Raw genomic sequence first — 26,437 nt, 5'->3', positions numbered from 1 at the left:
GGACGACGTGCGACTACGCCATGGAGGCGGCGGACCGCTTCCGGCCGCGCGGCGCGTGAGCCGACCGGGGTGATCGTCGGGCGGGGCGGTCATGCGGGGCTGTACGTCTGCGCCGCCGACCCTCGGCATCCGGCGTCACTCTTCACGCAGTGACCCCGCCCGTCAGGTCGGCGACGACCGCCGCGTGGTCCGACGGCCACACCCCGTCCACCGGACCGTGCCCGGCCCGCCCTGTCCCTCGGACCGTGCCCTCGCCGTCCGGGCCCGCCGGACCCCCTACGTGGATGTAGTCGATGCGGCCGCCCGGGCCGAGGCCCGGATGGACGTACGGGTTCTCCGGGGTCCAGGTCGCCGCGGGGGCGCCCTGTTCGGCGTACTCCCACGCGTCGAAGAACACCTGGCCGGGGACGACCGGGGCGGTGCGGGTGCCGCCGAAGGCGCGGATCTCGTCGGAGTCCGGCCAGGCGTTGAAGTCGCCGGTGACGACGGGCGGGAAGGGGGTGCCGCCACTGTGTTCGGCCACGAACTCGGCCAGGGCCCTGACCTGTTGGACGCGGACCGCCGACGCGTGGAGGGGGGAGGTGAGGTGGGTGGTGAAGAAGGGGACCGGGGCGCCGCCCGGCGGTTCGACGCGGGCGTACAGGGCCTGTCGGCCGTCGTCCAGGTCCGGTGGCGCGGGCAGGCGCAGGGTCGCCCGGTCCGTCACCGGCCAGCGGCTCAGGACCGCGTTGCCGATGTCCACCGAGTCGTCGGCTATGCGGCGCCGCCAGCGTTCGGGGGCGGGGGACGGGGCCCAGGCGCAGTGCAGGTCCAGCTCGGCGGCGAGCCATTCCGCGAGGTTCTCGCCGGTGCGGCGGTCGGCCCACACCTCCTGCAGGCCGACGACGTCCGGCCGCAGCTCACGCAGTACGGCGAGAATCGCCTTCTGCCGCTCGGCCCACGGGCCGAACCGCCACCACAGGTTCCATGTCACGACCCGCACGACCACCTCACCGGCCTCTCCAGCAGACTTGGTGACCATGCCCCGCCACAACGAACGCAAGTACCGGATCGTCGCCGCCTTCCAGCGCCGGTTCAACGCCGTCATGCGCCGGCTGCCGACCCAGACCCTCCTGGAGACCACCGGCCGCACCTCGGGCCTGCCCCGCCGCACCCCGCTCGGCGGGCGGCGGGTCGGGGACTCGTTCTGGCTGGTGTCGGAGTTCGGGGAACGGTCGCAGTACGTCCGGAACATCAAGGCCGACCCCCGGGTGCGGGTGCGGCTGCGCGGGCGCTGGCACCACGGCGTCGCTCATCTGCTGCCCGACGACGACCCGATCGCGCGCCTGCGGGGCCTGCCCCGGGTGAACAGTGTGGGGGTGCGGGCCATGGGGGCGCAGCTGCTGACGGTGCGGGTGGATCTGACCGACTGAGCGGCTCCGCCACCCCACCCGCGCCTCAGACGAGGGCCGCGGCCAGCAGGGCGAAGGCGCCGACGATGACCGCGACGCGGACGTAGTGCCAGCGCAGCCAGAGGTTCAGCTGCTGCTTCCAGTCCGCGGGGCGGTTCTCCGGGGTCCACGTCTTGTTGCGGTTGTTGATCGGGACCAGCAGCAGGATCGACATGATCACGCTGAGGAGCAGCAGTGCGCCGGCGGTGATGACGAGGCCGATGCCGTCGTGATGCCGGCCGGCGACGGCCCAGACCGCCACCAGGGCCAGCGAGCCGATGTACCAGACCGGCATCACCGCCCCGAGCATCCGGCCCCCGTGGGCGTGACCGAGCTGGCCGCTCTCCTCCGGGAGCGCGTTGAGGATCGGGTTCATGACGAAGGCGACGGCGAACTCCACCCCCACCATGACGCCGACGACCACGACCGTGACGACCTCGAGTGTGCTGAGCATGGTGACCCCCTGAGCTGAAGGCTGGATCTAGCGCCGCATGGAATCTAGCGTCGCTAGCTGTTGAGGCAACGCTAGACCTACTGCCGCTCGATTGTCTAGCGGTGCTAGGATGTAGTCATGTCGGTACAGGAACGCAAGCAGCGCGAACGGGCGGAGCGTGAGCGCCTCATCGTGGCGACGGCCCGCGAACTCGCCGAGCAGCAGGGCTGGGACGCGGTCACCACCCGCCGGCTCGCCGAGCGCATCGAGTACAGCCAGCCCGTCCTCTACAGCCACTTCCGCGGCAAACGGGAGATCATCGGCGCCGTCGCCCTCCAGGGCGCCACCGAGTTGGCCGCCGCCGTACGGGCCGCGACCGCCGCCGCCGACGGCCCGCGCGCCCGGGCCACCGCCCTCGCCCGCGGCTACCTCGACTTCGCCGAGCGCAACCCCGCGGTCTACGACGCCCTGTTCCAGCTCGACGGCGGTCTGCCGTACGCGCAGGAGGACACCCCCGAGCCCCTGAAGGACGCCTTCGCCGCGCTGCTGGAGACCCTCGCCGAGGTCGCCGGGGACGGGGTCGAACCGGGGCTGTTCACCGAGCTGTTCTGGGCGTCCCTGCACGGGATCGCGACCCTGACCCGCACGCGCAGGCTGCCGCCGGAGGAGACCGAGCGGAGGGTGGAGCTGCTGGTCGACCGGCTCGCCATGCTCTGACCCGCCCCAGCGACCGGCTCTGCGGGAACAAGCCCTCCGCCGACCGGAGTTGACCTTTGTAAAGGTCAGGTCGGGACCAGGACAAGGGGGCTTTCATGACGTCAGCGGTGGTCATCGGGGCGGGGCCGGGGATCGGGCTCGCGGTGGCCCGGCGGTTCGCGCGGGAGGGGTTCGATCTCGCGCTGGTCGCCCGGAGCAAGCAGACGGTGACCGGCGTGGCCGAGAGCCTGGAGGGTGTACGGGCCCTGCCGCTCGTCGCCGACAGCGGCGACGAGGTCGCCCTCCGCGCCGCCCTCGACACCGCCGCCACCGAACTCGGCCCCCCGGACGTCGTCGTCTACAACGCGGCCGTCATCCGCCCCGACACCGTCGGTGAACTCCCCCTGCGCACCCACCTCGACACCTACGCCGTCAACGTCCTCGGCGCCCTCACCGCCGCCGCGCACACCGCGCCGGGCATGGCCGAGCGCGGCCGGGGCACCTTCGTCGTCACCGGCGGGATGCCGGAGCCGAAGCCGGAGTACGTCAGCCTGTCGCTGGGGAAGGCGGGCGTACGCTCGCTCGTCGATCTGCTCGACCGGCAGTACGGTCCGTCCGGCGTGCACGTCGCCACCGTCACGGTGAGCGGCCCGGTCGCCCCCGGTACCGCCTGGGACCCCGACGAGATCGCCGAGCAGTACTGGCGGTTGCACTCCCAGCCGCGGGCGCAGTGGGAGCGCGAGGTGCTCGTCTAGCCGCCCGATGCCGGGGTGCCGACATGCCGATGCCCGGACCAGGGGCGGTCCGGGCATCGGGGACGGGCAGGAGGTCCGCGTCGCTGTGGGGGTTCAGGGCGCGAAGATCTCCTTGCCCTCCTCCGCCGTGCGGAGCGTGATGGCCGCCGCGGGGCAGTTCTCGGCGGCTTCGAGCAGGTCGGAGTCGGCCGGGACAGGAGACTCCGGTGCCGTCGCGCGGCCGGCGGTGTCGAGGGTGAAGGCCCGTGCGGCACTGCCCGCGCACAGACCCGAGCCGACGCAGACCGCGGAGTCGATCTCGATGGTCCAGTGCTCCGTCTGTTCCGATGGCCCGGTCTGTTCTGCTGTCATACCCGCTCTCCCGCCTTGGTCGGGGCCGGTACGGGCACCACCGTCCCGGACGGGCCGCCCTCGCTGATGCCGAACCTGCCGTGCAGGCGCCGCAAGGGGCCGGGCGCCCACCAGTTGGCGCGGCCCAGCAGCTGCATCACCGACGGGACCAGGACGCCGCGGACCACGATCGCGTCCATCAGGACGGCCAGCGCCAGCCCCAGGCCCAGCATCTTCATGTTGGTGATCTGGGACGTGCCGATGGCCACCAGGACGACCGACAGGACGGCGGCGGCCGCGGTGACGACGCCGCCGCTGCGCTGGAGGCCGAAGACGATGGCGCGGGTGGTGTCACCGGTGCGGTCGTACTCCTCCTTGATGCGGGACAGGACGAACACCTCGTAGTCCATGGAGAGTCCGAAGGCGACGCAGAACATCAGCACGGGCAGGGTGGCCGGGATGAAGCCGGTGACCGTGAAGTCGCCGAGCAGGCCGCTGAGATGACCGTCCTGGAAGACCCAGACCAGGGCGCCGAACGTGGCGGACAGGCTGAGGACGTTGAGGACCACCGCCTTCAGCGGGACCACCACGCTGCCCGTCATCAGGAACAGCAGGATCATCGTGACGCCGACCATCGCGAGCAGCGCGTACGGCAGCCGGTCGGCCAACGTGTCCTGGGTGTCGACGAGTTCGGCCGCGCCGCCGCCCACCAGGACCGGGAACGGGGACGGCACGTCACGGATCGCGCGGACCAGGTCCTGGCTCTCCGGGGAGACGTCCTCCAGGGACGGCTCGACGGCCAGGTAGGAGGCGCCGGTCGTGGTGTAGCGGGTGCCGGCCGGGCCCGGTTCCTGGACCAGACGGCCGTCGGCGTAGGTGCCGGCCGAGGAGTTGACCCGTACGACCCCGTCGAGACGGGACAGGGTGGTCGCGTACGACGCGATGTCCGTGCCGCGGGTCCTGCCGTCCACCCCCTGTGCCACCACGTCGAGTTCGCCGGTGGGGCGGGACGTGAAGCCGTCGCGGATGACCTGGTGGACCTGGTGCGCCTCGGCGTCCTTGGGCAGTTGGCGGTCGTCGATGTTGCCGAACGTCACGCCGAGGAAGGGGGCGCCGAGGGCGACGAGGAACGCGACCGCGGTGACGGCGAACACGACCGGGCGTTTCACCACGGCCTCGCCGATCCGCCGCCAGCGGCGGCCCGAGGCGTCCGGTGCGGTGCCCTCGGCCGTACGGCGGCGGAAGATCCGGGTCAGGTCGAGCGCGTCGATCCGCTTGCCCAGGACCAGCAGCAGGGCGGGCAGGACGACGAGCGCCGCCGCGGCGGCGATGAGGACCACCGAGATGCCGGCGTAGGCGAAGGAGCGCAGGTAGTACATGGGGAACAGGAGCATCGCCGAGAGCGCCACGGCGACGGTGAGCGCGGAGAAGGCGACCGTGCGGCCGGCGGTGCCGAGCGTGGTGCGTACGGCGGCCTGGGGCGGGGCGCCGCCGTGCAGTTCCTCGCGGTAGCGGCGGACGATGAACAGGCCGTAGTCCACGGCGAGTCCGAGGCCGAGCGCGGTGGTCAGGTTGAGCGCGAAGACGGACACGTCGGTGAAGCCGGTGATCACGCGCAGGCTCGCGTTGGTGCCCACGATGGCGATCAGGCCGATGATCACGGGCAGCAGGGCGGCGACGGCGCTGCGGAACACCAGGACCAGGATGAACAGGGTCAGCGGCAGCGCGATGACCTCGGCACGGGCCAGGTCCTCGCGGCTGGTGTCCTGCACCTCGGCGCGGATCTGGGCGGCGCCGCCGATGGAGACGTCGACCGGGCCGTGGCGGCCGCGGTAGTGCGGGGCGAGGGCCTTGAGGGTGTCGTCGGCCTCGGTCTCGGTGCCGGTGACGCGGGCGACGACGAGGCCGTAGCGGCCGTTCTCGCTGCGCAGCGCCGGGGACTTGGCCTGCCAGTACGAGGTGACGCCCTGGACGTCGTGCTCGGCGGCCAGCCGTTGGGTCAGCCGCTCGGCCTCCGCGGTCACCGCCGGGTCGTCGACACCGGCGTCCGCCTTCACGAGCAGCGCCAGATTGGGTCGGCCCGCGGCGAACTCCCGGTCGAGGAGCCGGGCGGCCTGCGAGGACTCGGCGGCGGGGTCGGTGGTGCCGCCGCCCTGGAGCCGGTCGGCCACCCCGCCGCCGAGGACGACGGCGCCCACGGCGAAGAGCAGCGCCAGGAACAGGATGAGACGTGGCCGCGCCGTGGTCAGCCTGGCCAGACGCTCGAACATGGTGGTGGTTCCCTCCGGAGGTGACGCGGGTGGGGACGCGGGTGCGGTGCGGGGGCGCTCAGGGGCTGAGGCGGGGGTGGTTCAGCGGGGGTGCACCGGCTCGGCCGGGCTCGGGTAGCTCGCGCGGCTCAGGCCGAGGGTGCGCAGGAGCAGTCCGTCGCGGAAGCGGTCGGGCAGGATGCGCAGGAACGACAGGGCGCGGGCGTCCTGGCCGATGAGGTAGCGGGTGGCGGGGCGGCGGGCGGTGATCGCCTTCGTCAGGGTCCCGGCCGCCTTCTCCACCGGTGTGGCCTTCTGCTTCGCGGCGGCCGCCTGGGCGTCACCGAGGGCCTTCACATAGCGCTGGCGGGCCTCGGTGTCGCCGGCCCAGCCGTCGTCGGCGGCGGCCTTGTCCGCCTTGTGGAAGATCTCCGTCTCCAGCGCGCCGGGTTCGACGAGGACGACGTCCACGCCGAGGAACTTCAGCTCCAGGCGCAGGGTGTCGTTGAGCGAGGCGAGGGCCGCCTTCGACGCGGCGACCGGGCCGAAGAACGGCACGGCGGTCCGCGCGGTCACCGCGCCGACGTTGACCACGCGGCCGCCCGCCCGGCGCAGCGCGGGCAGGAACGCCTGGGTGACGGCGATCTGGCCGAGGACGTTGATCTCGAACTGGCGGCGCAGCGCGTGCGGCGGTACGAGTTCCACGGGGCCCTGCACGACGACGCCGGCGTTGTTGACCAGCGCGTCGAGGCCGTGGTCGGCGAGGACGGGGGCCACGGCGGTCGCGGCCGCGTGGATGGAGTCGGGGTCGGTGACGTCGAGGACGACGGGGGTGACCGCGGCGAGACCGAGGGGCAGTTGGCTGAGCGCCTCGGGGGTGCGTACGGCGGCGATCACCTGCCAGCCGGCGTCCGAGAGTTTCTTGATCGTCGCGCTGCCGAGACCACCGGCCGCGCCGGTGACGAGGGCGACGGGGGCGGACGAGGTGGGGCTCATGAGTGCCTCCGGGTTCGTGAGGGGGTGGCGGTGGGGTCGTTCACTCGTCCTCCACCAGATGCATCAGGCCGGCCGGGAAACGCTCCCCCGCGAACGCGCCGGGCGGCGCGACCGTCTCGATGCGGGCGAGGTCGGCCGGGGTGAGGTCGACGTGCAGGGCCGCGGTGTTCTCCTCGAAGTCGCGGCGGGTCTGGCTGCCCGGAATGGGGACGACGCCTTGGGCGAGCAGCCAGGCCAGGGCCAGCTGGGCGGTGCTGCACCCCTTCTCCAGGGCGATCTCGCCGAGCCGGGCGACGATCGCGCCGTTGACCGCGAGGTTGTCCGGCTCGAAGCGCGGCAGGAAGCGGCGCAGGTCGTCGGTGGCGAGGTCCTCGTCAGTGAGGATCTGACCGCCGAGCAGCCCCCGGCTGAGCGGGCCCCAGGCGACGAAGCCGATGCCGAGCTCCCGGCAGGTGGGCAGGATCTTGTCCTCCACGCCACGGCTGGCCAGCGAGTACTCGGTCTGGAGGACGGAGACGGGGTGGACCGCGTGGGCCCGGCGGACGGTCTCGGCGCCGGCCTCCGACAGGCCGATGAAGCGCGCCTTGCCGGCCCGCACGATCTCCGACAGCGCGCCCACCGACTCCTCGACCGGCACGATCGGGTCGATGCGGTGCAGGTAGTAGAGGTCGACGTGGTCCGTGCCGAGGCGGGCCAGGCTCGCGTCGATCGCCTTGTGGAGGTGGGCCGGTGAGCCGTCGAGCTCCACGCCGGTCGGGGTGCGGATCATGCCGCCCTTGGTGGCCAGGACGACCTTGTCCCGCAGTCCGCCGGTGCGCAGCGCCTTGCCGACGATCTGTTCGGACACCCCGTCGCCGTACATGTCGGCGGTGTCGATGAAGTCGACGCCGAGGTCGACGGAGCGGTGGATCGTGGCGATGGATTCCGGGTCGTTCCGGTCGCCGTAGAATTCGGCCATTCCCATGCAGCCGAGCCCGAGTGCGGACACTTCGAGGCCCTTCGCGAGTTCGCGACGCGGCACATCCATTTGCTACTCCAGTCGTCTCGGAAGAAGCCGAATTCCCAGCTTTCCAGCACATGGGCCCCGGCTTTTCAGCGTATGCACGGGGACTTCCGCGCACAATGGTGGAAAAACTAATAGCAGTGCCGCCACCAGCGGACCGTCAGCGCCGGATCAGATGAAAGAGCCAGGTCAGAGCGGCCGCACCGGACAGTCCGGCACCCAGTGCGCACACCGCGGTCCACCCGGAAGCGGAATACGCGAGAGCGGCTCCGGAGGCTCCCACGGCGCCGCCCAGAAAATATCCGGTCATATAGACCGACGTGACTCGGCCACGAATTTCCGGAGGAACCTGGTAGATCGCACCCTGATTGGCGATGTGCGCACCCTGGACCGCGAAATCCAGGGTGAAGGTGGCGAGGACGAGAAATGCCAGGGATGTTTGCCCTAGGGCCGCAGGAAGAAAGGACAGGCACACCCCGGCCAGCAGGATTCCGGTGAGGGCCGTGCCGCGGCCGCGGTCCGTGGCCCGGCCGGCCAGCCCCGCGGCCGCGACCCCGCCGATCCCGACGAGGCTGAGCAGGCCCACGGCGTCGGCGCCGTAGCCGTAGTGGTCGCCCGCGAGCAGGAACGGCAGCGGGGTCCAGAACGCGGTGAACGCGGCGAAGCACAGCGCGCCGTACAGGGTGCGGCGGCGCAGCGTGCGGTGGGCGGCGACCAGGCCGGGCAGGGAGCGCAGCAGCGCCCCGTAGCCGAGGCCGGTCGCCGTGGGCGGGGCGGCACCGGCCCGGGGCAGCCGGCCGCGCAGGACCAGCACCAGGAGGCCGGCGCAGGTCGCGGCACCGTAGTACACGGGCCGCCAGCCGGTGCGGTCGCCGACGACGCCGGACAGGAAGCGGATCAGCAGCGAGCCGACGAGGACGCCGCTCATCACGGCGGCGAGCACCCGGCCGCGCTGGTCCTCGGGCGCCAGGGACGCGGCGAACGGGACCATCACCATCACCGCGACCGAGGCGAGGCCGATCAGGGCGGCCGCCGCGTAGAGGACGCCGATGCCGGGGGCGGTGGCGGCGAGCAGCAGTGCGGCCGTCTCCGCGGTGAGGAGCGTGAGGATGAGCCGGCGCCGGTCGAGGAGGTCGCCGAGCGGGACGACGAGGACCAGGCCGAGGGCGTACGCGGCCTGCGTCGCCACCACCAGCAGGCTCGCGGCGAGATGCGAGCGGCCGAGGTCGGCGGCGATGGTGTCCAGGAGCGGCAGGGCGAGGTAGAGGTTGCCGACGGTGAGGCCGCAGGCGAGGGCGAGCAGCCGGACCGGGGCGCGGGGGACGGGGGCGGCGGCGTGCCGCCGGGGTGAGCCGGGGCGTACGGACGAGGCCATGGGAGGCGTCCGTGCCGTCAACCGGCCGCGAGCGGCAGGGACTCCACGCCGCGCAGGGTCAGCCGAGGCCGGAAGACGACCGCGTCCGCGCCGCCCGGGCAGTGCAGCCCGGGGAAGCGGCGCAGCAGGGTGGAGAACGCGATCTGGGCCTCCATGCGGGCGAGGGAGGCGCCCAGGCAGTAGTGGATGCCGGAGCTGAACGACAGCACCGGGGCGTCGCCGCGGCCCACGTCGAAGCGGTCGGGGTCGGGGAAGCGGCGGGGGTCGCGGTGGGCGGCGCCGACCAGGGCGACCACGGAGGAGCCCTCGGGGATCACGGTGCCGGCGATCTCGACGGGCGAGTCGGTGACCCGGTTGCCGAGTTGCGTCGGGCTGTCGTAGCGGAGCATCTCCTCCACCGCGCCCGGGATCAGGTCCGGTTCGGCGCGCAGCCGGTCCATCTGCTCGGGGTGGCGCAGCAGGGCGAGCATGCCGTTGCCGAGGAGGTTGGTGGTGGTCTCGAAGCCCGCGCCGAACAACAGGTTGCACATGCCGATGAGTTCGCCCTGGCTGAGCTGGTCGGCGCCGTCCTTGGCGGCGATCAGGGCGGACAGCAGGTCGTCGCCGGGGTTCTTGCGGCGCTCCTCGACGAGCTCGCTGAAGTAGTCGTCGGTGAACTGCGCGCCCTTGTCGCAGGCGGCCAGGTCGTCGGGGGTCAGGCCCAGTTCGTAGATGTCCTGGAAGGCCCGCATGGGTTCCTGGAGCGAGGGCAGGTCGGCGTCGGGGATGCCGAGCATGCGGCCGGTGGCCATCGCCGGGAGCGGGAAGGCGAAGTCCTTCATGTAGTCGATGACGCCGTCGTTCTCGAGCTTGTCGGCGAGGCTCTCGACCATGGCGGTGATCTGCGGGCGCATGGCCTGGACGGCCCGGTTGGTGAAGGCGAAGCCGGCCAGCTTGCGCAGCCGGGTGTGGTCCGGCGGGTTGGCCCACAGCATGATGTTCGGCAGCCGGCGCAGGGCGGCGTGCTCCTGCCACTCGTCCTTGCCGACCCAGGGCGCGAAGACCCGGTACGGGTCCTTGAGCGCGTGCTGGCTGCGCAGGAAAGTGTTCACGTCGTCGTAACCCGTGACCACCCAGTGGCCGAGTGCGGTGCGATGTACTGGGGTCAGTTCCCGGACCCGGTCATACAGCGCATAGGGTTCGCGCAGGCCCTCGGGCGTGAGGAAGAGCTGAGCGAGCAGCTCGTCCGCGTCCATTTCCATGAGGTGTCCTTCCTGTGTACTCACTGACTCCCCTTCATGATTGAGCACGATTCCGGGATGAGGGAGAGTAGAGTCACTGCTAGTGGTTTCCGCACCACGAATCCGATCCCACGGGGGCTCTAATGGGAAATTTGAAGGACGAACAGAGCCGGAAGGAACTCGGGGACTTCCTGAGGTCCCGGCGCAGGAAAGCGGATCCTAAAAAGAGTGGACTGATTAATTCCGGAAACGAGGTGAGCCGTCGCCGAATTCAGGGGCTGCGCAGGGAGGAGGTCGCCCAGCTCTCGGGCGTGAGCCTCACCTGGTACACGTGGCTGGAGCAGGGGCGGGACATCAACGTCTCGCGGCAGGTCCTCGGCGGGATCGCGCGGGCCCTGTCGCTGGACGCCGTGGAGCGCAGCCATCTGTTCCGGCTCGCCGGCGAGGTGCCGCCGGACACCGCGGCGGCCGGCGACGAGCAGGTCCCCGGACCCGAGATCCAGACCTTCCTCGACCTGCTCGACCCGAACCCCGCGTATGTGATCACCCGGTGCTTCGACGTGGTCGCGTGGAACCGCGCGGAGGCGGCGCTCATGGGCGGGTTCGAGCATCTGCCGGTCCACGAACGCAACGCGCTGTGGCTCATGTTCAACGCCCCCGAGGCCCGTGAGCTGCTGCCCGACTGGGAGCGCGAGGCGCGCTGGCTGGTGGGGCTGCTGCGGGCCGAGTCGGCGCATGAACTGGGCAGTCCGCGCTTCATCGAGGTGGTCAGCAGCCTGCGCAGGTCCAGCGAGCTGTTCAGCGAATGGTGGACCTCGCACGACGTCCAGGCGTTCGCCCCCTCCGTCCGCCGCTTCCGGCACCCGGTCGTGGGAGAGCTGGAGCTCAACTACGTGAAGCTGTCGGTGGAGGGCGGCCCCGGGCTCAGCATCGTCTCCCACTTCGCGACCCCGGGCTCGGAGACGGCACGACGGCTGAGCGCGCTCGTCGACTGACCTTCCCGCCGCAGAGCCACAAACCCTCACGCGGTCAGCAGTTCCGCGGGGACCTCGTCCGGTCGGCCGATGACGCCCGACTGGTCGAGGGCCACCTCCCACAACCGCCGCCGGCCCGCCGCGTCCTGCGCGAACGGGTTCGGTTCGATGCGCCGCCGCTCGTGGAAGTAGACGCCGCTGGCGTTCTCCAGCCGCGGATCGGTGACCAGCCGGACGATGTTCCGGGCGCCGTACCCCGTCCGGTGCGGGGCCAGCACGAACGTGCTGCGCACCATCTTCGTGGCGCACATGCCCGGATGGAGGCTGTTGGCCCGCACCCCGTCGGCCCGCAGGCGCTGCGCGTACTCGTTGGTGAACGCGGTCAGCGCCAGCTTGGACTGCGCGTAGGCGGCCATACGGTCCCAGCGTCCCGCCATCTGGAGGTCGTCCCAGCGCAGTTGCCCCCACCCCTGGGCGACGGAGCTGACGTTGACGACCAGGGCGGGCGCGGAGCGGGCGAGCAGGCCCGACAGGCGCAGGGTCAGGGCGAACGGCGCGAGGAAGTTGACCTGCCACTCCAGTTGCAGCCCGTCGGCCGTGACCCGGCGGGTGCGGGCGCTGCGGTTGGGCGTGGCCACGCCCGCGTTGTTGATCAGGGCGTCCAGCCGGCCGTGCGCGGCCAGCACCTCGTCGGCCAGCGCGTGCACCCCGGCGCGCCGCGACAGATCGGCGACGAGGGAACTTCCCCGGCCCCGGCCCGCCGCCCGTACCCCGGCGAGGGCCTTGGCCACCCTGCGCGGATCACGGCCGTGCACCACCACGTGCCAGCCCTCCTCCGCCAGGAGTCGTGCGGTCGCCTCCCCGAGACCGCTCGTGCTGCCGGTCACCAGAGCGACCCGTTCGGTGCTGGTCACGTCCTGCTCCTTCACGGCCGAATCCTCACGCGCATTCGCGCAATCGGTTTTCTCCGAGCCTCACACTCCTCCTCGCACGGCCGCCGGACAAGATTACTGAAACCACTAGTGCCAATGGCACCACCGTCCGGCCAAGTATTCGTTGACAACGCGACCGCCGGGTGTGGATTGTTGCTGCAGGAGTGAAAGCCACGCCCCGGGGAGGCGATAATGGCAGCAAATTCCATTGAACCCGTCATAGTCGAGACCGTTAAAGGCGGCATTCCGCTGGACCGGCTCGGCGTCACATTGATGCATGAACACGTCTTTGTCCTCAGTACCGAAATACAGGAGAACAATCCTCAGCTCTGGAACGAGCAGGACCAGATCGACAGCGCCGTCGCGAAGCTGAACGCGGCCGCCGAGCGCGGGGTCGAGACCATCGTCGACCTCACCGTCCTCGGCCAGGGCCGCTACCTGCCCCGTATCAAGAAGGTGGCCGAGCGCGTGGCGCTCAACATCGTCGTGGCGACCGGCGTCTACACCTACAACGACGAGCCCATGTACTTCGCCTTCCGCGGCCCCGGCCGGGTCTTCGAGGGCCCGGACCCGATGGTCGAGCTGTTCGTGCGCGACATCACCGAGGGCATCGGCGACACCGGCGTCAAGGCGGCCGTCCTCAAGTGCGCCACCGAGACCGAGCAGTTACCGGAGGGTGTGGAGCGCGTCCTGCGCGCCACCGCCCAGGCCCACCGCGAGACCGGTGCGCCGATCCAGACACACAGCAACGCCCTGGTGCGCAACGGCCTGCTGCAGCAGAAGGTGTTCCGTGAGGAGGGCGTCGATCTCAGCCGGGTCGTCATCGGGCACTCCGGCGACAGCGACGACCTCGACTACCTGCGCGAACTGCTCGACGCCGGCTCGTTCCTCGGCATGGACCGCTTCGGCATGGAGTTCATCGCCCCGCTGGACCAGCGCGTGGAGACCGTCGCCCGGCTGGTCCGCCTGGGGTACGCCTCCCAGCTCGTCCTGTCCCACGACTGCCCGTGCTTCCTGGACTACCTCACCACCGACCAGCGCGAACTCGTCGCCCCCTCCTGGAACTACACGCACATCCACGACGACGTCCTGCCCGCGCTGCGCAAGGCCGAGGTGAGCGACGAGGACCTGCGCACCATGCTCGTCGACAATCCGCGCCGCTTCTTCGCCGCCAACGCCCCCTACTGACACCGACCTTGCAAGGAGGCATGTCGTGACCCACAGTCCCGTCACCGCGCAAGGCCCCTGGGAAGAGCTCGGCGCACCCCTGTGCCTGGACACCCCCTGGGTGAAGGCCTGGGTCGAGCAGGTACCGCCGGGCGGCACCCGCCCCCTGCACACCCACCGCAAGCCCTGGGCGACCGTGGTGCTCAGCGGCGCCAAGGTCCGCTCCCTCGGTCCCGAGGGCGAGGTCCTGCGCGAGGGCGAACTCCCGGACGGAATCGTCCTGTTCAACCCGGCGGACGAACCCCTGTGCCACCAGATGCACAACATCGGCGACACCGAACTGATCATGGTCGGGCTCCAGTGGGAGAGCGGCCCGGCGAGCGCGGCGGAACCGGAGGCGTCATGAGCGCCGACGTGGTCGTCGTCGACTACGGCGGCGTGCTCACCAACCCGCTGGCCGAGACCTTCTGCGAGTTCGCCGCCCTGGCCGGCCTCGACACCACCGCCCTCGCCGAGGCGTTCCTCGCCGCCACCGAGAAGCACGGCGAGACCCCCATGGCCGCCCTGGAGATCGGCGCGATCAGCGAACGCCAGATGGCCGACCGGATCCTCGCCGAACTGCCGCCCGGGTCCGAGAAGGTCCTGGACGACCACGAGTTCGGGGAGCTGTGGTTCCGCGGCCGACGCCCCAACCAGCCCTTCGTCGACTTCCTGCGCGACCTGCGCGCGGACGGCATGCGGCTCGCCCTGCTCACCAACAACGTCCGCGAGTGGGAGCCGCGCTGGCGCGCCCAGCTCCCCGTCGACGAGCTCTTCGAGGTCGTCGTCGACTCCCACAAGGAGGGCGTGCGCAAGCCGGACCCCAAGATCTACCGGATTCTGCTGGAGCGGCTCGGCGTCGCACCGCACCAGTGCCTGTTCGTCGACGACACCGAGGAGAACTGCGCCGCCGCCCGCGAACTCGGCATCCCTTCCGTGCTGTTCACCGACACGAAGACCGCCGTACGCGAGGTGCTCACCCACCTGGAAGGCAACGCACCGGACTCCGAAGGGACTTCACCATGACCGAGGACATCCTGATCGTCGGCGCGGGCCCCACCGGTCTGACCGCCGCCTGCACCCTGCTGGGGCTGGGCGTGCCGTGCCGGATCGTCGACCGGCGCGACGGGCCGGGCGGCGCGCCCAAGGCGCTGGTGCTGTGGAGCGGCGCGCTGGAGTGCCTGAGCCGCGTCGGTGCCGCCGGGCCGATCGTCGAGGCGGCACTGCCGCTGGCCGGCGCCACCTACTGGTCGCGCAAAAAGCAGGTCGGGGGCATGCGGTTCGGCGGCCTCGACGGCACCGCCTTCCGTCATCCGCTGTGCGCCCCGCAGCCCGTCACGGAGGCCGCCCTGTACGAGCGGCTGCACGCGCTGGGCGGTGAGGTCGAGTGGGAGACGGAGGCCGTGGGGCTCACCGTGGCCGGCGACAAGGTCACGGTGGCGCTGCGGACCGTGCAGGGCCGGGTGGAGCGCGGGACGTACCGCTATGTGATCGGCGCGGACGGCACCCACAGCCGGGTCCGGGACGCCGTCGGCATCTCCTTCGAGGGGCACACCTACGACCGGGTGTTCCTGCTGGGCGACGGCAGGCTGGAGGGGCCCGCGCCCGAGGACGAGGCGCAGTACCACATCACCCCCGAGGGCGTGCTGGTCCTCGTCCCGCTGCCGGACGGCGGGCACCGGGTCTTCTTCGACATCGCGGCCGACGGCAGCACCCGGCCGCCGTCCGACGAGCAGTTGCAGGCCCTGCTGGACGAGCGCGGCCCCGGCGGGCTGCGGCTGCGCGAGACCTGGTGGTCCAACCGGTTCCAGGTGCACGCCAAGGTCGCCCCCGCGTTCCGCGCGGGCCCGGTCTTCATCGCCGGGGACGCCGCCCACGCGCACAGCCCCGCGGGCGGCCAGGGCCTCAACACCGGGGTCCAGGACGGCTACGACATCGGCTGGAAGCTCGCCTCCGTGCTGCGCGGCGCCGCTGCCGAGCTGCTCGACAGCTATGAGCCGGAGCGCCGCCCGGCCTCCGTGCAGGCGGTGCGCAACGCCGACCAGCAGACCCGGATGTGGCTGCTGCGCAACCCCATGGCCCGGGCCATGCGGGACGCCACCATGCAGTCCTTCTCCCGGCGGGGCCTGCTGGAGAAGCAGATGCTGCCGCAGCTCGCCCAGCTCGACCTCGACCACTCGGCGAGCCCCGCCGTCGCCGACCTGCCGGGCGCCGCGGCCGTGCCCCGCGGCGTGAAGCTGGGGCGGCGCGTCCCGGACACCGCGCTGATCCCGCTGAACGGCACGAAGGCCGACTCGCTCCACCAGTACCTGACGGCCGGACGGCACACGGTTCTCGCCTACGGGGACCAGGCCGCCGGCGACATGGCCGTCCGGGCCGTGGCCGCGCTGCGGGGGCGCGGTGTGGACGACATCACGGACGTGCTCTGGGTCAGGCCCGCTGGCGACAGCTCCGGGGCCGGGCGCGCCGGCGGCGCCGCCGATGCCCGCTGCGACACCGCACGCGTGTCCGGCCCCGGGTTCGGCAAGGAGGACGGCACGCCCTGGCTCGCCTACGTACGCCCCGACGGAACGGTCGGGGCCCGGGCCGGCATCCCGGGCGTCCTCGAACTGCTCGACCGGCTGCCCTCGCAGCGGGCCGGCGCCGCCGAGGCGGCCTGATCCCGTGGACCGACACCCACCCCAGGTCGGAAAGGACCCCCACCCGATCATGACCATGCCCGAGACCCAGCCCACCGATCTCGAGACAGAAGACAAGCCCGACTCCCCGGCGGACCCCGTCGCCGAAGCCGCCGCCCGGCTGCGCTACGACGCCACCGTCTCCCGCACGCTGGTGCACCGCACCTCCGTCGCCGAGGTGTTCGTCACCGACTCCGCGGCGATCGGCGAGGAGACCTTCCTCGTCGCCGCCCAGCTGCCCCGCGGCCACCTCATCGGCGAGAACGCGCCGATGTACGACTACACGCTGCTCATCGAGGTGGTCCGGCAGGCCGGCGTCCTGGTGGCCCACGAGCACCTGGACGTGGAACTGGGCTCCGCGTTCATCTTCCGCAGCCTCAACCTCCGTACGGTGGGCCTGACCCAGCTGCGGATCGGGGCGACGCCCGCGCACGTCCTCGTCACGATGACCGTCCATCCCCGGCGCAACAAGGCCGGCCGCGTCCAGGGGTTCACCTTCAGCGGGAACGTCGCCCTGGACGGCCATGTGGCGATGTCCGGCAACGGCGCCCTGCTGATCGTGTCCCAGCGCGCCTACCGCACCCTGCGGGCGAAGCGCCGTACGGCGGCGACGGATCTGGCGCTGCCGCGCTTCACCCCGGCGGCACCGTCCGCCGTGGGCCGCAGCGAGGCCCGCAACGTCGTGATCACCGCCCCGGTGGTGGCGAGCGAGGCCCGGGTGTCGGCGCAGCTGGTCCTCGACGCCAGTCACCCGCACATGTTCGACCACCCGCTCGACCACGTCCCCGGCCATCTCCAGATGGAGGCGGCCCGCCAGCTCGCGATCGCCGCCGTGGCCCAGCTGCACGGGCTGTCCCCGCAGACGCTGACCATCTCCGCCATCGAGACCGAGTTCACCGACTACGCGGAACTGGACCAGGTGACCGAACTGCGGGCCACCGTGCAGGGGTTCCGCCGCCAGGACGACCTGCGCACGCTCGCCGTGCCCGTGGTGATCGAGGTCCGGCAGGAAGGGGCGGTGACGACGACGATCCGGCTGGAAGTGGTGCAATGGACGTGACCGGTCCGCCGTTGCAGCGGGTGCTCGTCACCGGTGCCACCGGACTGCTCGGGGGCCATGTCGTACGGCAGCTGCTCGACGGCGGCAGCGCGGTGACGGCCGTGGTCCGGGACCCGGAGCGGGCCCGCGCCCTGCTCCCCGGGCACGGTCAACTCACCGTCCTCCGGGGCGACGTACGCGATCCGGGCACCCTCGCCCCGTCCCTCCCGGGACACACGGCGGTGATCCACACGGCCGCGTACTTCCGGGAGTACTACGCGCCGGGAGGGCACGACGCGGCGCTGCTGACGGCCACGAACGTCGATGCCGTCACCGGACTGCTCGACGCGGCGGCCGCGGCCGGGGTGCCGGTCGTGGTGCACACCAGCTCCATCGGCACGCTCGGCACCCGCCCCGACGGCCGGCCCTCGGACGAGGACACCCCGGAGGGGCGCGGCACCCGCGCCAACGGCTACTACGCGAGCAAGCTGCGCTCGGAGGAGGCGGTCCGCGCCTTCGGCGCCGAGCGCGGGGTGCGGGTGCCGATCGTGCTCCCGGGCTGGATGTGGGGGCCGGGCGACGCCGGGCCGACCTCCGCCGGGCGGCTGTTCGCCTCGGTGGCCGAGGGCCGGCTCGGCGGTGTCCCCCGGGCGGGCAACCACGTGGTGGACGCCCGTGACGTGGCGGACGCCTGTGTCCGGGCCGCCGCCAAGGGCGAGCACGCCCGCCGCTACATCGTGGCCGGCGAGTGGGTCCCGCTCCCCGAGGTCTGCCGGATCGCGGCCAGGGCCCTCGGGGTCGCGCCCCCGCGCGGGGTGCCGGCCCGGCTGGCGCTGCTCATGGCCGCCCTGCTGGAGACCGGCGGCCGGCTGCGCGGCAGTACGCCGACCGCCACCCGGGAGGGCGTGCGGGCCCTGCTGGAAGGAGACCGCCGCCGGGTGACCTCCGCCCGCGCCGAGCGCGAACTCGGCGTGGAGTTCCGCCCGCTGGAGCGCACCCTGCGGGACCAGGCCGACTGGTACCGCGCCCACCGCGACGCCGTTCCCTGACACCGCGAGCCCCGGGGCGGCCGGGACGTGCGGACACCACGACCCCGGGGCCCGGGCGGTCACGTCCCCCGATCGTCCGGGCCCCGGCCTGATTTCCCACCCTGCGAGGAGACCGACCCAGCCATGCCCAGACCCAGCAGCGAGATCAGCAGACGGGCCCTGATGACCGGGGTGTCCGCCCTGGCCGTCGCCGAGGGCGTCCTCACCCCGACGGACGCGAGCGCGGCCTCCGCCGCCCCTTCCGTGTCCGTCGGCCCCGGTGACGCGCGGTACGCGGAGCTCGCCACCGGCGTGAACAAGCGGTGGGCGGCCACGCCCGAAGCCATCCGCCTCGTCGCCTCCACGGAACAGGTGGTGCAGGCGGTGACAGAGGCCGTCCGCGCCGGCAAGCGGGTGTCGGTGCGCAGCGGCGGCCACTGCTACGCCGACTTCGTCCACCACCCCGACACCGACGTCATCATCGACACGTCCCCGCTGAACGGGATCGCCTACGACCCCGCCCGCAGCGCCTTCGCCATCGGCGCCGGGGCCCAACTGGGGCAGATCTACGAGGCGTTGTACAAGGGGTGGGGGGTGACGATCCCGGGCGGCGCGTGTCTGACCGTGGGGATCGGCGGGCATGCGAGCGGCGGCGGGTTCGGGCCGCTGACGCGGCGGTTCGGGCTGGTGGCGGATCACATCGAGGCCGTGGAGATGGTGGTGGTGGACGCCTCGGGGCGGGTGCGTACGGTGGTCGCCTCGCGCGCGCCCTCGGACCCGCACCGGGACCTGTGGTGGGCCACCTCGGGTGGCGGCGGCGGGAGTTTCGGCGTCATCACCCGCTACTGGTTCCGCTCCCCCGCCGCGACCGGAACCGCGCCGGGCCTCCAGCTGCCCGCGCCGCCCCGCGAGGTGCTGGTCAGCCTGGCGGAGATCCCGTGGAGCCGGCTGGACGCCCCGTCGATGGCCCGCCTGGTCCGCAACTTCGGCGCCTGGCACGTGGCCAACGGCGCCACCTCCTCCCCGTTCGTCTCCCTCTCCGGCTATCTGCTGATGCGCCAGGGGGCGACGGGCGGCGTGGCCCTGTTCACCCAGGTCGACGGCACGGACCCGGACGCCGACCGGCTGCTCGCGGACTACACCGCGGCCCTCGCCGCCGGCACCGGCCTCGCCGCCGCCTTCCCCTCCCGCCGCGTCCCGTGGCTGGCCTCGACGAAACTGCTCGGCACCAGCAGCCCGGTCCTGCTGTACGACCACACGCTGCGCAGCGCGGTGAAGACGGCGTGGCTGAAGGGGAGCTTCACCGACGCCCAACTGGCCGTCATGTACCGGCACTTGACCCGCACCGACTACACGAACCCGAACGCCGTGATCTCCCTCAACGGCGGTGGCGGCCGCACCAACGACACCGCCCCCGGCGCCACGGCGATCCCGCACCGGGACGCGGCCCTGATCGCCCTCTACGAGAACTTCTGGATCGACCGGCGCGAGGACGACAAGCACCTCGCCTGGCTCCGGGACCTGTACCGGGAGTCGTTCCAGGACACCGGCGGCGTCCCCGTCCCGAACGACCTGACCGGCGGCTGCTACGTCAACGACCCCGACCCCGACCTCTCGGACCCGGCCTGGAACACCTCGGGCGTGCCCTGGCACACCCTGTACTGGCGGTCGAACTACGCCCGTCTCCAGCAGGTCAAGGCCCGCTGGGACCCGACGGACTTCTTCCGCCACGCCCAGTCGATACGGCTCCCGTAGGGCGGCCGACCGCTCACCCGGGCCAGACGATCGCCTGCACCTCGCTGTAGGCGTGCAGCGCGTACGACCCGACGTCCCGGCCCACCCCGCTCTTCTTGAACCCGCCGAACGGCGCCTCCATGTTCCGCCCGACCGTGTTCACACCGACCCCGCCCGCCCGCAGCCGCCGGGCCACCCGGAAGGCGCGGGCGACGTCGCCGGACCAGACGTAGTCGATGAGGCCGTAGTCGGAGTCGTTGGCGAGGGCGATGCCCTCCTCCTCGTCGTCGAAGGGGACGACGGCCACGACCGGCCCGAAGATCTCCTCGCGGGCGACCCGCATCGCGTTGGTGCAGTCCGCGAGGAGGGTCGGGGCGACGTAGAAGCCGCGCTCGTACGGCGGCCGTTCGCCGCCCGCGACGACCGTGGCGCCTTCCTTGCGGCCCGACTCCACGTACGACTCGACACGTTCCCGGTGCGGGGCGGAGATCACCGGTCCCACCACCGTGTCCGCCTCCCGCGGGTCCCCGACCTTCAGCCGCCCGGCGTAGCCGGCGAGCCCGTCCACCAGCCGCTCGTACACGCCCCGTTGGGCCAGCACGCGCGTCGGCGCGGTACAGATCTGCCCGCTGTAGAAGGAGAAGGTCGTCCCGATCCCGGCCACCGCCGAGCCGACGTCGGCGTCGTCGAAGACGAGTGCCGCGCCCTTCCCGCCCAGTTCCATCAGCTGCCGTTTCATGCCGCGCCCGCACACCTCGGCGATGCGCTGCCCGACGGCGGTGGAGCCGGTGAAGGAGACCATGTCGACGTCCGGGGAGTCCACGGCGGCCTCACCGACGTCGACCGAGCGCCCGGAGACCACGCTGAGCACGCCCGGCGGGAGCCCGGCCGCCTCCAGCGCCTCCGCCATCCGGTAGACGGACAGGGGGTCCTGCGGAGCAGGCTTCACCACCACCGTGTTGCCCATCGCGAGGGCGGGGGCGATCTTGCCGGCCGGGTTGGCCCACGGGTTGTTGTACGAGGTGATGCAGGTGACCACCCCGACGGGCTGGCGGACGGCCAGCGCCCCCATCACCCCGGCCTTCCCCATCGGCCCGGCCTCGTTGATCTGCGGCGGGACGGCCCACTCGGCGCTCTCCACGCGCGCGTACCGCCGGAACCGGGCGATCCCGACGCCGACCTGCATCGCCCGCGCGGTGCCGGTCGTCGCGCCGGTCTCCGCCTGGGCGAGTTCGGCGTACGGCACGAATCGGCCGGCGATGACGTCGGCCGCCCGGGCAAGGATCGCCGCGCGCTCCTCGGGTGCCGTACGCGACCATGCCCCGAAGGCCTCGCGGGCCGCGGCGCAGGCCGCGTGCACCTGATCCCGCGAGGCCTCCGGCGCCCACCCGACGGTCTCCTCGGTGGCCGGATCGACCACGGCGTAGTGCCCGCCGTCCGGCTGGGTCCACTCGCCCCCGATGAACAGCCGCTCCTTCACCGGGTGCTCACCGTCCGGGTGTCCCGCCCCGAGCGCAGCACCTTCCCGGGCACCGCCCCGCTCACCGCGTCGTCGCGGATCGCCTCGACCCCGTTGACCCACACGGCCCGTACCCCGAGCGCCTTGGAGTCCAGCCGCGGACTGTCACCCGGCAGGTCGTGCACCAGGGTGGCCGTGCCCGCGCCGATCCGCTCCGGGTCGAAGAGCACGAGGTCGGCATGCCAGCCCTCCCGTACCTGCCCCCGCTCACGCAGCCCGAAGAGCCGCGCCGGGTCGTCGGTCAGCATCTTCACCGCCTGCTCCAGCGTGGCGAGCTTCCGCCCGCGCAGACAGTCCCCGAGGAACCTGGTGGTGTACGGCGCCCCGCACATCCGGTCCAGATGCGCCCCCGCGTCCGAGCCGCCGAGCAGCACGTCCTCGTGCTGCCAGGTCTCGGCGCGCAGCGCCCAGGAGGCGGGGTCGTTGTCGGTGGGCATGGGCCACAGGACCGTACGGAGGTCGTCGGCCGCGCAGATCTCGACCAGGCACTGGAACGGGTCCTGCCCGCGCTCCTCCGCGATGTCCCGCACGACCCGCCCGCTGAGCCCGCGGTTCGCCTCGCTGTAGGTGTCGCCGATGACGTACCGCCCGAAGTTCGCCAGCCGCCGGAAGACGCCGGCCTCCTTGGACCGGGCGCGCTCCAGCATCCCGGCCCGTACGTCCGGGTCACGGAGCTTCTCGATCCGCTCGGGCACGGGCAGGCCGAGGATCGGCCCCCAGCCCGGGATGAGGTTGAGCGCGCAGAACGTCCCCAGGGACATGTTCATCGGCGTGAGGATCGGCATGGTGAGGGCGACGATCCGCCCGCCCGCCTTCCGCGCCTGCTCGCTGGCGAACAGCTGGCGCGGGACGCGTTCGGGGACGGCGGCGTCGATGGTGAGCACGTTCCAGTTCAGCGGCCGCCCCGCCGCCGCGCTCATCTCCACGAACAGCTCGATCTCGGCGTCGCTGAACTGGTCGAGACACCCGGCGACGATGGCCTCGATCTGCGTCCCTTCGTGCTCGCCGACCGCCTTGGAAAGCGCGACGAGTTCGGCGGGCAGGGCATGCCGGGAGGCGACGGGCTTCCCGTCCCCGTCCGAGTGGGTGGTCGACTGGGTGGTGGAGAGCCCCCAGGCCCCGGCGTCCATGGCCTCGTGGAACAACCGCAACATGGTGTCGAGTTGCTCACCACTTGGCTGCCCACCGATGGCCTCCGCCCCCATCACGTACCGCCGCAGCGCACAGTGCCCCACCATGAAACCGGCGTTGACGGCGATCCGCCCTTCGAGAGCGTCGAGATACTCCCCGAACGACTCCCAGCTCCAGGGCGCCCCCTCCTCCAGCGCGACCAGGGACATGCCCTCGACCTTGGACATCATGCGCCGGGTGTAGTCGGCGTCCTCCGCCCGCAAGGGCGCCAGCGTGAACCCGCAGTTGCCGGCGGCGACTGTGGTCACGCCGTGGTTGAGCGAGGGCGTGGCGTAGGGGTCCCAGAACAGCTGGGCGTCGTAGTGGGTGTGGGGGTCGACGAACCCGGGCGCGAGGACGAGGCCAGATGCGTCCTCGCTGCTACGGGCTTCCTCGCTGACGCTGCCGACGACGGCGATACGCCCGTCACGAATACCGACGTCGGCGGTGAATGCGGGCGCCCCGGTGCCATCGACAACGGTCGCCCTTTTGATGAGGTGATCGAGCATGGGTGCCCCCTTCAACTCGGGCTGGGTGGAGGGCCTTTAGGGGCGCGGGGAACTGCGCGACCAGCCACAGACAACCCGCACCCGCCGTACAACCTCAGACAGCCCCTCGGAACCGCGTCGTCCGATGCACAGGATCCGTGTCGATCTTCGGAATCACGTGCTCCCCGATCAACCGGATCGTCTGCAACGTCTCCTCCTTCGGCACCCCCACCGGCAACCCGAAGCTCAACTGATCCGCCCCCGCCTGCTCCCACCGCTTGCACTGCGTGAGCACCTCGTCCGGATCCCCGCAGATCAGCAGCTCCTCCTCGATGAGCAGCTCCACGAACTCCGGCGTGTACTCCGGCAGCGTCTCCGGCCACTCCGGGAACCCCTCGGGCCGCGGGAACGTGTCGTGGTACCGGAAGACCAGCGAAGGCAGATAGTGCAGCCCGCCGTTCACCGCGATCTCGATCGCCTCGGCATGCGTGGGCGCGCAGATCGCGGTCGTCGTCACCATCACGTTGTCGTTGACGAAGTCCCCGACCGGCTCGGCGTTCACGACGGAGTTCTTGTACTGCTCCAGGACCCACTCCATGTCGGACACCTTCTGGATGCTGAACCCCAGCACCCCGAGCCCCTTCTTCGCCGCCATGGCGTACGACGGCGGCGACCCCGCCGCGTACCACATCGCCGGGTGCGACTTCCCGTACGGCTTCGGCAGCACCTTGCGCGGCGGCAGCTGCCAGTGCTTGCCCTGGAAGCCGACGTACTCGTCCTGGAGCCACATCTTGGGGAACTCGGCGATGGTCTCTTCCCAGATCTCCTTGGTGTAGTTCATGTCGGTGACGCCCGGTATGAACCCGAGGATCTCGTGTGACCCGGCCCCGCGCCCGGACCCGAACTCGAAGCGCCCCTCGGAGAGATGGTCGAGCATGGCGACCTTCTCGGCGACCTTCACGGGGTGGTTGACCTGGGCGAGCGGGTTGAAGATCCCGGACCCCAGGTGAATCCGTTCCGTCGCGTGCGCGAGATACCCGAGGAAGACGTCGTTCGCGGACAGATGCGAATACTCCTCCAGGAAGTGGTGCTCGGAGGCCCAGGCGTACTTGAAGCCGGACTTGTCCGCCTGGATGACGTACTCGGTCTCCTCCATCAGCGCCTTGTGCTCGGCGAGCGGATCGGTCTCGGCGCGCTTACCCACGTACCCCTGTACAAAGAGCCCGAATTCCAAGGCGGTTCACCGTCCCACGTCCAGTTGGGTCTGCTGAGTGCTACGACTTTCTGACGTACCGTCAGAAACGTCAATACCTGACGGCCAGTCAGACGACACTGACCCCCGCCAGCCACCCCCCGTCGATCACGAACGGCTGCCCGGTGATGTACGACGAGTCCTCGCACGTCAGGAACAGCGCGAGCCGCGCCACCTCCTCCGGCCGGCCGATCCGCCCGAGCGGCACGAGCTTGCGGTACAGCTGGTCGAGGGCCCGGCTCATCCCCTCCACGTCGGCCCCGGGGTCCAGTTGGGCCGGGTTGGACATGGCGGTGTCGATGGCGCCGGGGCACAGGGCGTTCACGCGGATGCCCCGGCCGGCGAGTTCCAGGGCAGCGACCCGGGTGAGACCGAGGACGGCGTGCTTGCTGGCGGCGTAGCTGCCGACGGCGGCCATGCCGGTCACGCCCGTGTAGGAGGCGGTGTTGACGATGGTGCCGCCGTCCTCCATGACCGGGGCGACGGTCTTGATACCGAGGAAGCAGCCGACCTGATTGACCCGCACGACCTGCATGAACTCGTCGAGGGGCGTGTCGACGAGGGAGTTGAAGCGCAGGACGCCGGCGTTGTTGACGAGGCCGTCGACGCGGCCGAAGGCGTTCTTGACCACGTTCACCGCGTCCCGCCACTGCTCCTCGTCGCCGACGTCGAGATGGACGTACCGCGCCCCGATGTCCCGCGCGAGCGCCTCCCCCGGTTCGTCGAGGACGTCGGCGAGGACGACCTGCGCCCCTTCCTCCCTGAACAGCCGCGCCTCCTGCTCCCCTTGTCCGCGTGCCGCGCCGGTGACGATGACGACGCGTCCGTCCAGCTTGCCCATCCGGCATCTCCTCAGAGGTGGGGCGCCACTTCGGTCCCGAAGGCCGCCATCTGGTCGGTGAGTTCGGTACGGCCGCGGCTGCGGAACCGCACCTGGATCTGGTGCACGCCCATCGCGCGATAGGCCCGCAGCGACTCGGCGAGCGCCTCCGGGGAGCCGGTGAGCGTGCGGCGCCCCACATCCCACCCCGGACGCCCGATGTAGAGGGGCTCGACGATGGCGCCGACGGTCAGCGGCGCCTCGACGCCCGCCTCCTCGCGGATCCGCGTCAGCTCGGCGATCTGCGCGGGCAGCCGGTCCCGCGGGTCGCCCTGCGGCAGCCAGCCGTCCCCCTTGAGCGCGGCCCGCCGGACAGCGGCGGGCGAGGACCCGCCGACCCACAGCGGAACGCGCGCCTGGGCGGGCCGCGGCCGCTGCCCCAGCCCCTGGAAGTCGTAGAACTTCCCGTGGTGCTCGGGAAACTCCTCGGTCCCCAGCGCGACCCGCAGCGCGTCCACACACTCGTCGAGCAGCGCCCCCCGCTGCCGGAAGTCCAGCCCCAGGACCTCGAACTCCTCCGCCACGTGCCCGGCCCCGACCCCGAGAATCAGCCGCCCCCCGCTGAGGTGATCGACGGTGGCGTACTGCTTGGCACTGAGCAGCGGATGCCTCAGCCCCACGACGGCGACATGACTGAGCAGCCGGATGCGCTCGGTGACGGCGGCCAGATGGGCGAGGGTGGCGACGGGGTCGTACCAGACCGTGCTCATCGCGGCGGCGAGCCTGCGCGGGATGGCGACATGGTCGCAGCTCGCGACGTAGGCGAACCCGGCGTCCTCCGCGGCCCGCGCCACGGCGACCAGATCCGCCGGCCCGGCCGTGGCCTCCCAGGGCTCGGTGTAGATCGTGCTCTGGGACTGGACGGGGAGCTGGATGCCGTACTCGAGCCGGTCGGGCGGCGCGGCGGTGGCATGCGCGAGGCGGGCGATTTCATCTGTCGTGCGGTGAGGCTGCATGGCACTCCCAGCCGACTTGACGGTCCGTCAGTTCTGACGGCGGTGCCATGGTGCGGCGCGGCGGGAGAAATGACAAGGCATCCCCTGGCCCCAG

The 26,437-nt window shown here is 71.9% G+C and carries 25 protein-coding genes; 11 read left to right on the top strand and 14 right to left on the bottom strand.

Annotated features, from left to right (window positions below; translation table 11 throughout):
• Positions 1 to 142: 142 nt before the first annotated feature.
• On the bottom strand, positions 143 to 1,021 hold the full coding sequence (locus tag ACFUO4_RS28695) for an endonuclease/exonuclease/phosphatase family protein (protein WP_383490313.1): 879 nt from the start codon (positions 1,019 to 1,021) through the stop codon (positions 143 to 145).
• Between ACFUO4_RS28695 and ACFUO4_RS28690 the strand changes: the two genes are divergently transcribed.
• Complete coding sequence (locus tag ACFUO4_RS28690) at positions 1,020 to 1,412, top strand: nitroreductase family deazaflavin-dependent oxidoreductase (RefSeq protein ID WP_079312175.1); 393 nt, start codon at positions 1,020 to 1,022, stop codon at positions 1,410 to 1,412. The genes ACFUO4_RS28695 and ACFUO4_RS28690 overlap by 2 nt on opposite strands.
• A gap of 25 nt (positions 1,413 to 1,437) precedes the next feature.
• Here ACFUO4_RS28690 and ACFUO4_RS28685 read toward each other — a convergent pair whose 3' ends face one another.
• A complete protein-coding gene (locus tag ACFUO4_RS28685; protein WP_383490310.1) occupies positions 1,438 to 1,884 on the bottom strand; it encodes an anthrone oxygenase family protein in 447 nt (148 codons plus the stop codon).
• 117 nt (positions 1,885 to 2,001) lie between these two features.
• Between ACFUO4_RS28685 and ACFUO4_RS28680 the strand changes: the two genes are divergently transcribed.
• Positions 2,002 to 2,580, top strand: coding sequence for a TetR/AcrR family transcriptional regulator (locus ACFUO4_RS28680; protein WP_383490307.1), 579 nt, complete (start codon positions 2,002 to 2,004; stop codon positions 2,578 to 2,580).
• Between the two features lie 95 nt (positions 2,581 to 2,675).
• Entirely contained in the window at positions 2,676 to 3,314 is a 639-nt protein-coding gene (locus ACFUO4_RS28675; protein WP_383490304.1) for an SDR family NAD(P)-dependent oxidoreductase, read from the top strand.
• A 93-nt stretch (positions 3,315 to 3,407) separates the two neighbouring features.
• Here ACFUO4_RS28675 and ACFUO4_RS28670 read toward each other — a convergent pair whose 3' ends face one another.
• The 6 genes from ACFUO4_RS28670 to ACFUO4_RS28645 all read right to left on the bottom strand — a co-directional run bounded on the left by ACFUO4_RS28670 (position 3,408) and on the right by ACFUO4_RS28645 (position 10,508).
• Positions 3,408 to 3,665 carry a ferredoxin gene (locus tag ACFUO4_RS28670; RefSeq protein WP_079312165.1) on the bottom strand — a complete coding sequence of 86 codons (258 nt, stop codon included), beginning with the start codon at positions 3,663 to 3,665 and terminating at the stop codon, positions 3,408 to 3,410.
• A complete protein-coding gene (locus ACFUO4_RS28665; RefSeq protein ID WP_383490299.1) occupies positions 3,662 to 5,914 on the bottom strand; it encodes an MMPL family transporter in 2,253 nt (750 codons plus the stop codon). The genes ACFUO4_RS28670 and ACFUO4_RS28665 overlap by 4 nt, the downstream gene beginning before the upstream one ends.
• A gap of 81 nt (positions 5,915 to 5,995) precedes the next feature.
• Positions 5,996 to 6,889, bottom strand: coding sequence for an SDR family NAD(P)-dependent oxidoreductase (locus ACFUO4_RS28660; RefSeq protein ID WP_079312169.1), 894 nt, complete (start codon positions 6,887 to 6,889; stop codon positions 5,996 to 5,998).
• A gap of 40 nt (positions 6,890 to 6,929) precedes the next feature.
• On the bottom strand, positions 6,930 to 7,916 hold the full coding sequence (locus ACFUO4_RS28655; protein ID WP_383490295.1) for an aldo/keto reductase: 987 nt from the start codon (positions 7,914 to 7,916) through the stop codon (positions 6,930 to 6,932).
• 136 nt (positions 7,917 to 8,052) lie between these two features.
• Entirely contained in the window at positions 8,053 to 9,267 is a 1,215-nt protein-coding gene (locus tag ACFUO4_RS28650) for an MFS transporter (RefSeq protein WP_383490292.1), read from the bottom strand.
• Positions 9,268 to 9,284: 17 nt separating this feature from the next.
• The gene (locus tag ACFUO4_RS28645; protein ID WP_383490289.1) at positions 9,285 to 10,508 is read right to left on the bottom strand and encodes a cytochrome P450; all 1,224 of its coding nucleotides are present in this window, start codon (positions 10,506 to 10,508) and stop codon (positions 9,285 to 9,287) included.
• Between the two features lie 122 nt (positions 10,509 to 10,630).
• Between ACFUO4_RS28645 and ACFUO4_RS28640 the strand changes: the two genes are divergently transcribed.
• A complete protein-coding gene (locus ACFUO4_RS28640) occupies positions 10,631 to 11,482 on the top strand; it encodes a helix-turn-helix transcriptional regulator (RefSeq protein ID WP_383490286.1) in 852 nt (283 codons plus the stop codon).
• A gap of 26 nt (positions 11,483 to 11,508) precedes the next feature.
• On the opposite strand, the gene ACFUO4_RS28635 is transcribed toward ACFUO4_RS28640, so the two are convergent.
• Complete coding sequence (locus tag ACFUO4_RS28635; protein WP_179143425.1) at positions 11,509 to 12,375, bottom strand: SDR family NAD(P)-dependent oxidoreductase; 867 nt, start codon at positions 12,373 to 12,375, stop codon at positions 11,509 to 11,511.
• Between the two features lie 210 nt (positions 12,376 to 12,585).
• On the opposite strand from ACFUO4_RS28635, the gene ACFUO4_RS28630 reads away from it, so the two are divergent.
• The 7 genes from ACFUO4_RS28630 to ACFUO4_RS28600 all read left to right on the top strand — a co-directional run bounded on the left by ACFUO4_RS28630 (position 12,586) and on the right by ACFUO4_RS28600 (position 20,099).
• Positions 12,586 to 13,581: a phosphotriesterase gene (locus ACFUO4_RS28630; RefSeq protein WP_079310060.1), complete on the top strand. Its 996-nt coding sequence runs from the start codon at positions 12,586 to 12,588 to the stop codon at positions 13,579 to 13,581.
• Between the two features lie 25 nt (positions 13,582 to 13,606).
• Positions 13,607 to 13,966, top strand: a complete 360-nt coding sequence (locus ACFUO4_RS28625; protein ID WP_383490281.1) for a hypothetical protein — start codon at positions 13,607 to 13,609, stop codon at positions 13,964 to 13,966.
• Entirely contained in the window at positions 13,963 to 14,625 is a 663-nt protein-coding gene (locus ACFUO4_RS28620) for an HAD family hydrolase (protein WP_383490278.1), read from the top strand. The genes ACFUO4_RS28625 and ACFUO4_RS28620 overlap by 4 nt, the downstream gene beginning before the upstream one ends.
• Complete coding sequence (locus tag ACFUO4_RS28615; protein ID WP_383490275.1) at positions 14,622 to 16,259, top strand: FAD-dependent monooxygenase; 1,638 nt, start codon at positions 14,622 to 14,624, stop codon at positions 16,257 to 16,259. The genes ACFUO4_RS28620 and ACFUO4_RS28615 overlap by 4 nt, the downstream gene beginning before the upstream one ends.
• A gap of 49 nt (positions 16,260 to 16,308) precedes the next feature.
• Positions 16,309 to 17,337, top strand: coding sequence for a ScbA/BarX family gamma-butyrolactone biosynthesis protein (locus ACFUO4_RS28610; RefSeq protein WP_079310064.1), 1,029 nt, complete (start codon positions 16,309 to 16,311; stop codon positions 17,335 to 17,337).
• On the top strand, positions 17,328 to 18,365 hold the full coding sequence (locus tag ACFUO4_RS28605) for an NAD-dependent epimerase/dehydratase family protein (RefSeq protein ID WP_383490271.1): 1,038 nt from the start codon (positions 17,328 to 17,330) through the stop codon (positions 18,363 to 18,365). The genes ACFUO4_RS28610 and ACFUO4_RS28605 overlap by 10 nt, the downstream gene beginning before the upstream one ends.
• Before the next feature lie 123 nt (positions 18,366 to 18,488).
• Positions 18,489 to 20,099, top strand: coding sequence for an FAD-binding oxidoreductase (locus tag ACFUO4_RS28600; protein WP_383490268.1), 1,611 nt, complete (start codon positions 18,489 to 18,491; stop codon positions 20,097 to 20,099).
• Positions 20,100 to 20,112: 13 nt separating this feature from the next.
• On the opposite strand, the gene ACFUO4_RS28595 is transcribed toward ACFUO4_RS28600, so the two are convergent.
• From ACFUO4_RS28595 to ACFUO4_RS28575, 5 genes are all read right to left on the bottom strand, one after another.
• Positions 20,113 to 21,558 (bottom strand): aldehyde dehydrogenase family protein, encoded by a 1,446-nt coding sequence (locus tag ACFUO4_RS28595; protein WP_383490265.1) that lies wholly within the window; start codon positions 21,556 to 21,558, stop codon positions 20,113 to 20,115.
• Complete coding sequence (locus ACFUO4_RS28590) at positions 21,555 to 23,276, bottom strand: amidohydrolase family protein (RefSeq protein ID WP_383490262.1); 1,722 nt, start codon at positions 23,274 to 23,276, stop codon at positions 21,555 to 21,557. The genes ACFUO4_RS28595 and ACFUO4_RS28590 overlap by 4 nt, the downstream gene beginning before the upstream one ends.
• 94 nt (positions 23,277 to 23,370) lie before the next feature.
• Positions 23,371 to 24,489 (bottom strand): LLM class flavin-dependent oxidoreductase, encoded by a 1,119-nt coding sequence (locus tag ACFUO4_RS28585; RefSeq protein ID WP_383490258.1) that lies wholly within the window; start codon positions 24,487 to 24,489, stop codon positions 23,371 to 23,373.
• A gap of 88 nt (positions 24,490 to 24,577) precedes the next feature.
• A complete protein-coding gene (locus ACFUO4_RS28580; RefSeq protein ID WP_383490255.1) occupies positions 24,578 to 25,348 on the bottom strand; it encodes an SDR family NAD(P)-dependent oxidoreductase in 771 nt (256 codons plus the stop codon).
• A gap of 11 nt (positions 25,349 to 25,359) precedes the next feature.
• Positions 25,360 to 26,343, bottom strand: a complete 984-nt coding sequence (locus ACFUO4_RS28575) for an LLM class F420-dependent oxidoreductase (RefSeq protein ID WP_383490252.1) — start codon at positions 26,341 to 26,343, stop codon at positions 25,360 to 25,362.
• Between the last annotated feature and the right edge of the window lie 94 nt (positions 26,344 to 26,437).

Source organism: Streptomyces sp. NPDC057280, assembly GCF_042668605.1.
Classification (GTDB): Bacteria; Actinomycetota; Actinomycetes; order Streptomycetales; family Streptomycetaceae; genus Streptomyces.
The sequence above is the reverse complement of the archived record's forward strand: the minus strand, read 5'-3'. Positions and strand labels throughout refer to the sequence as shown.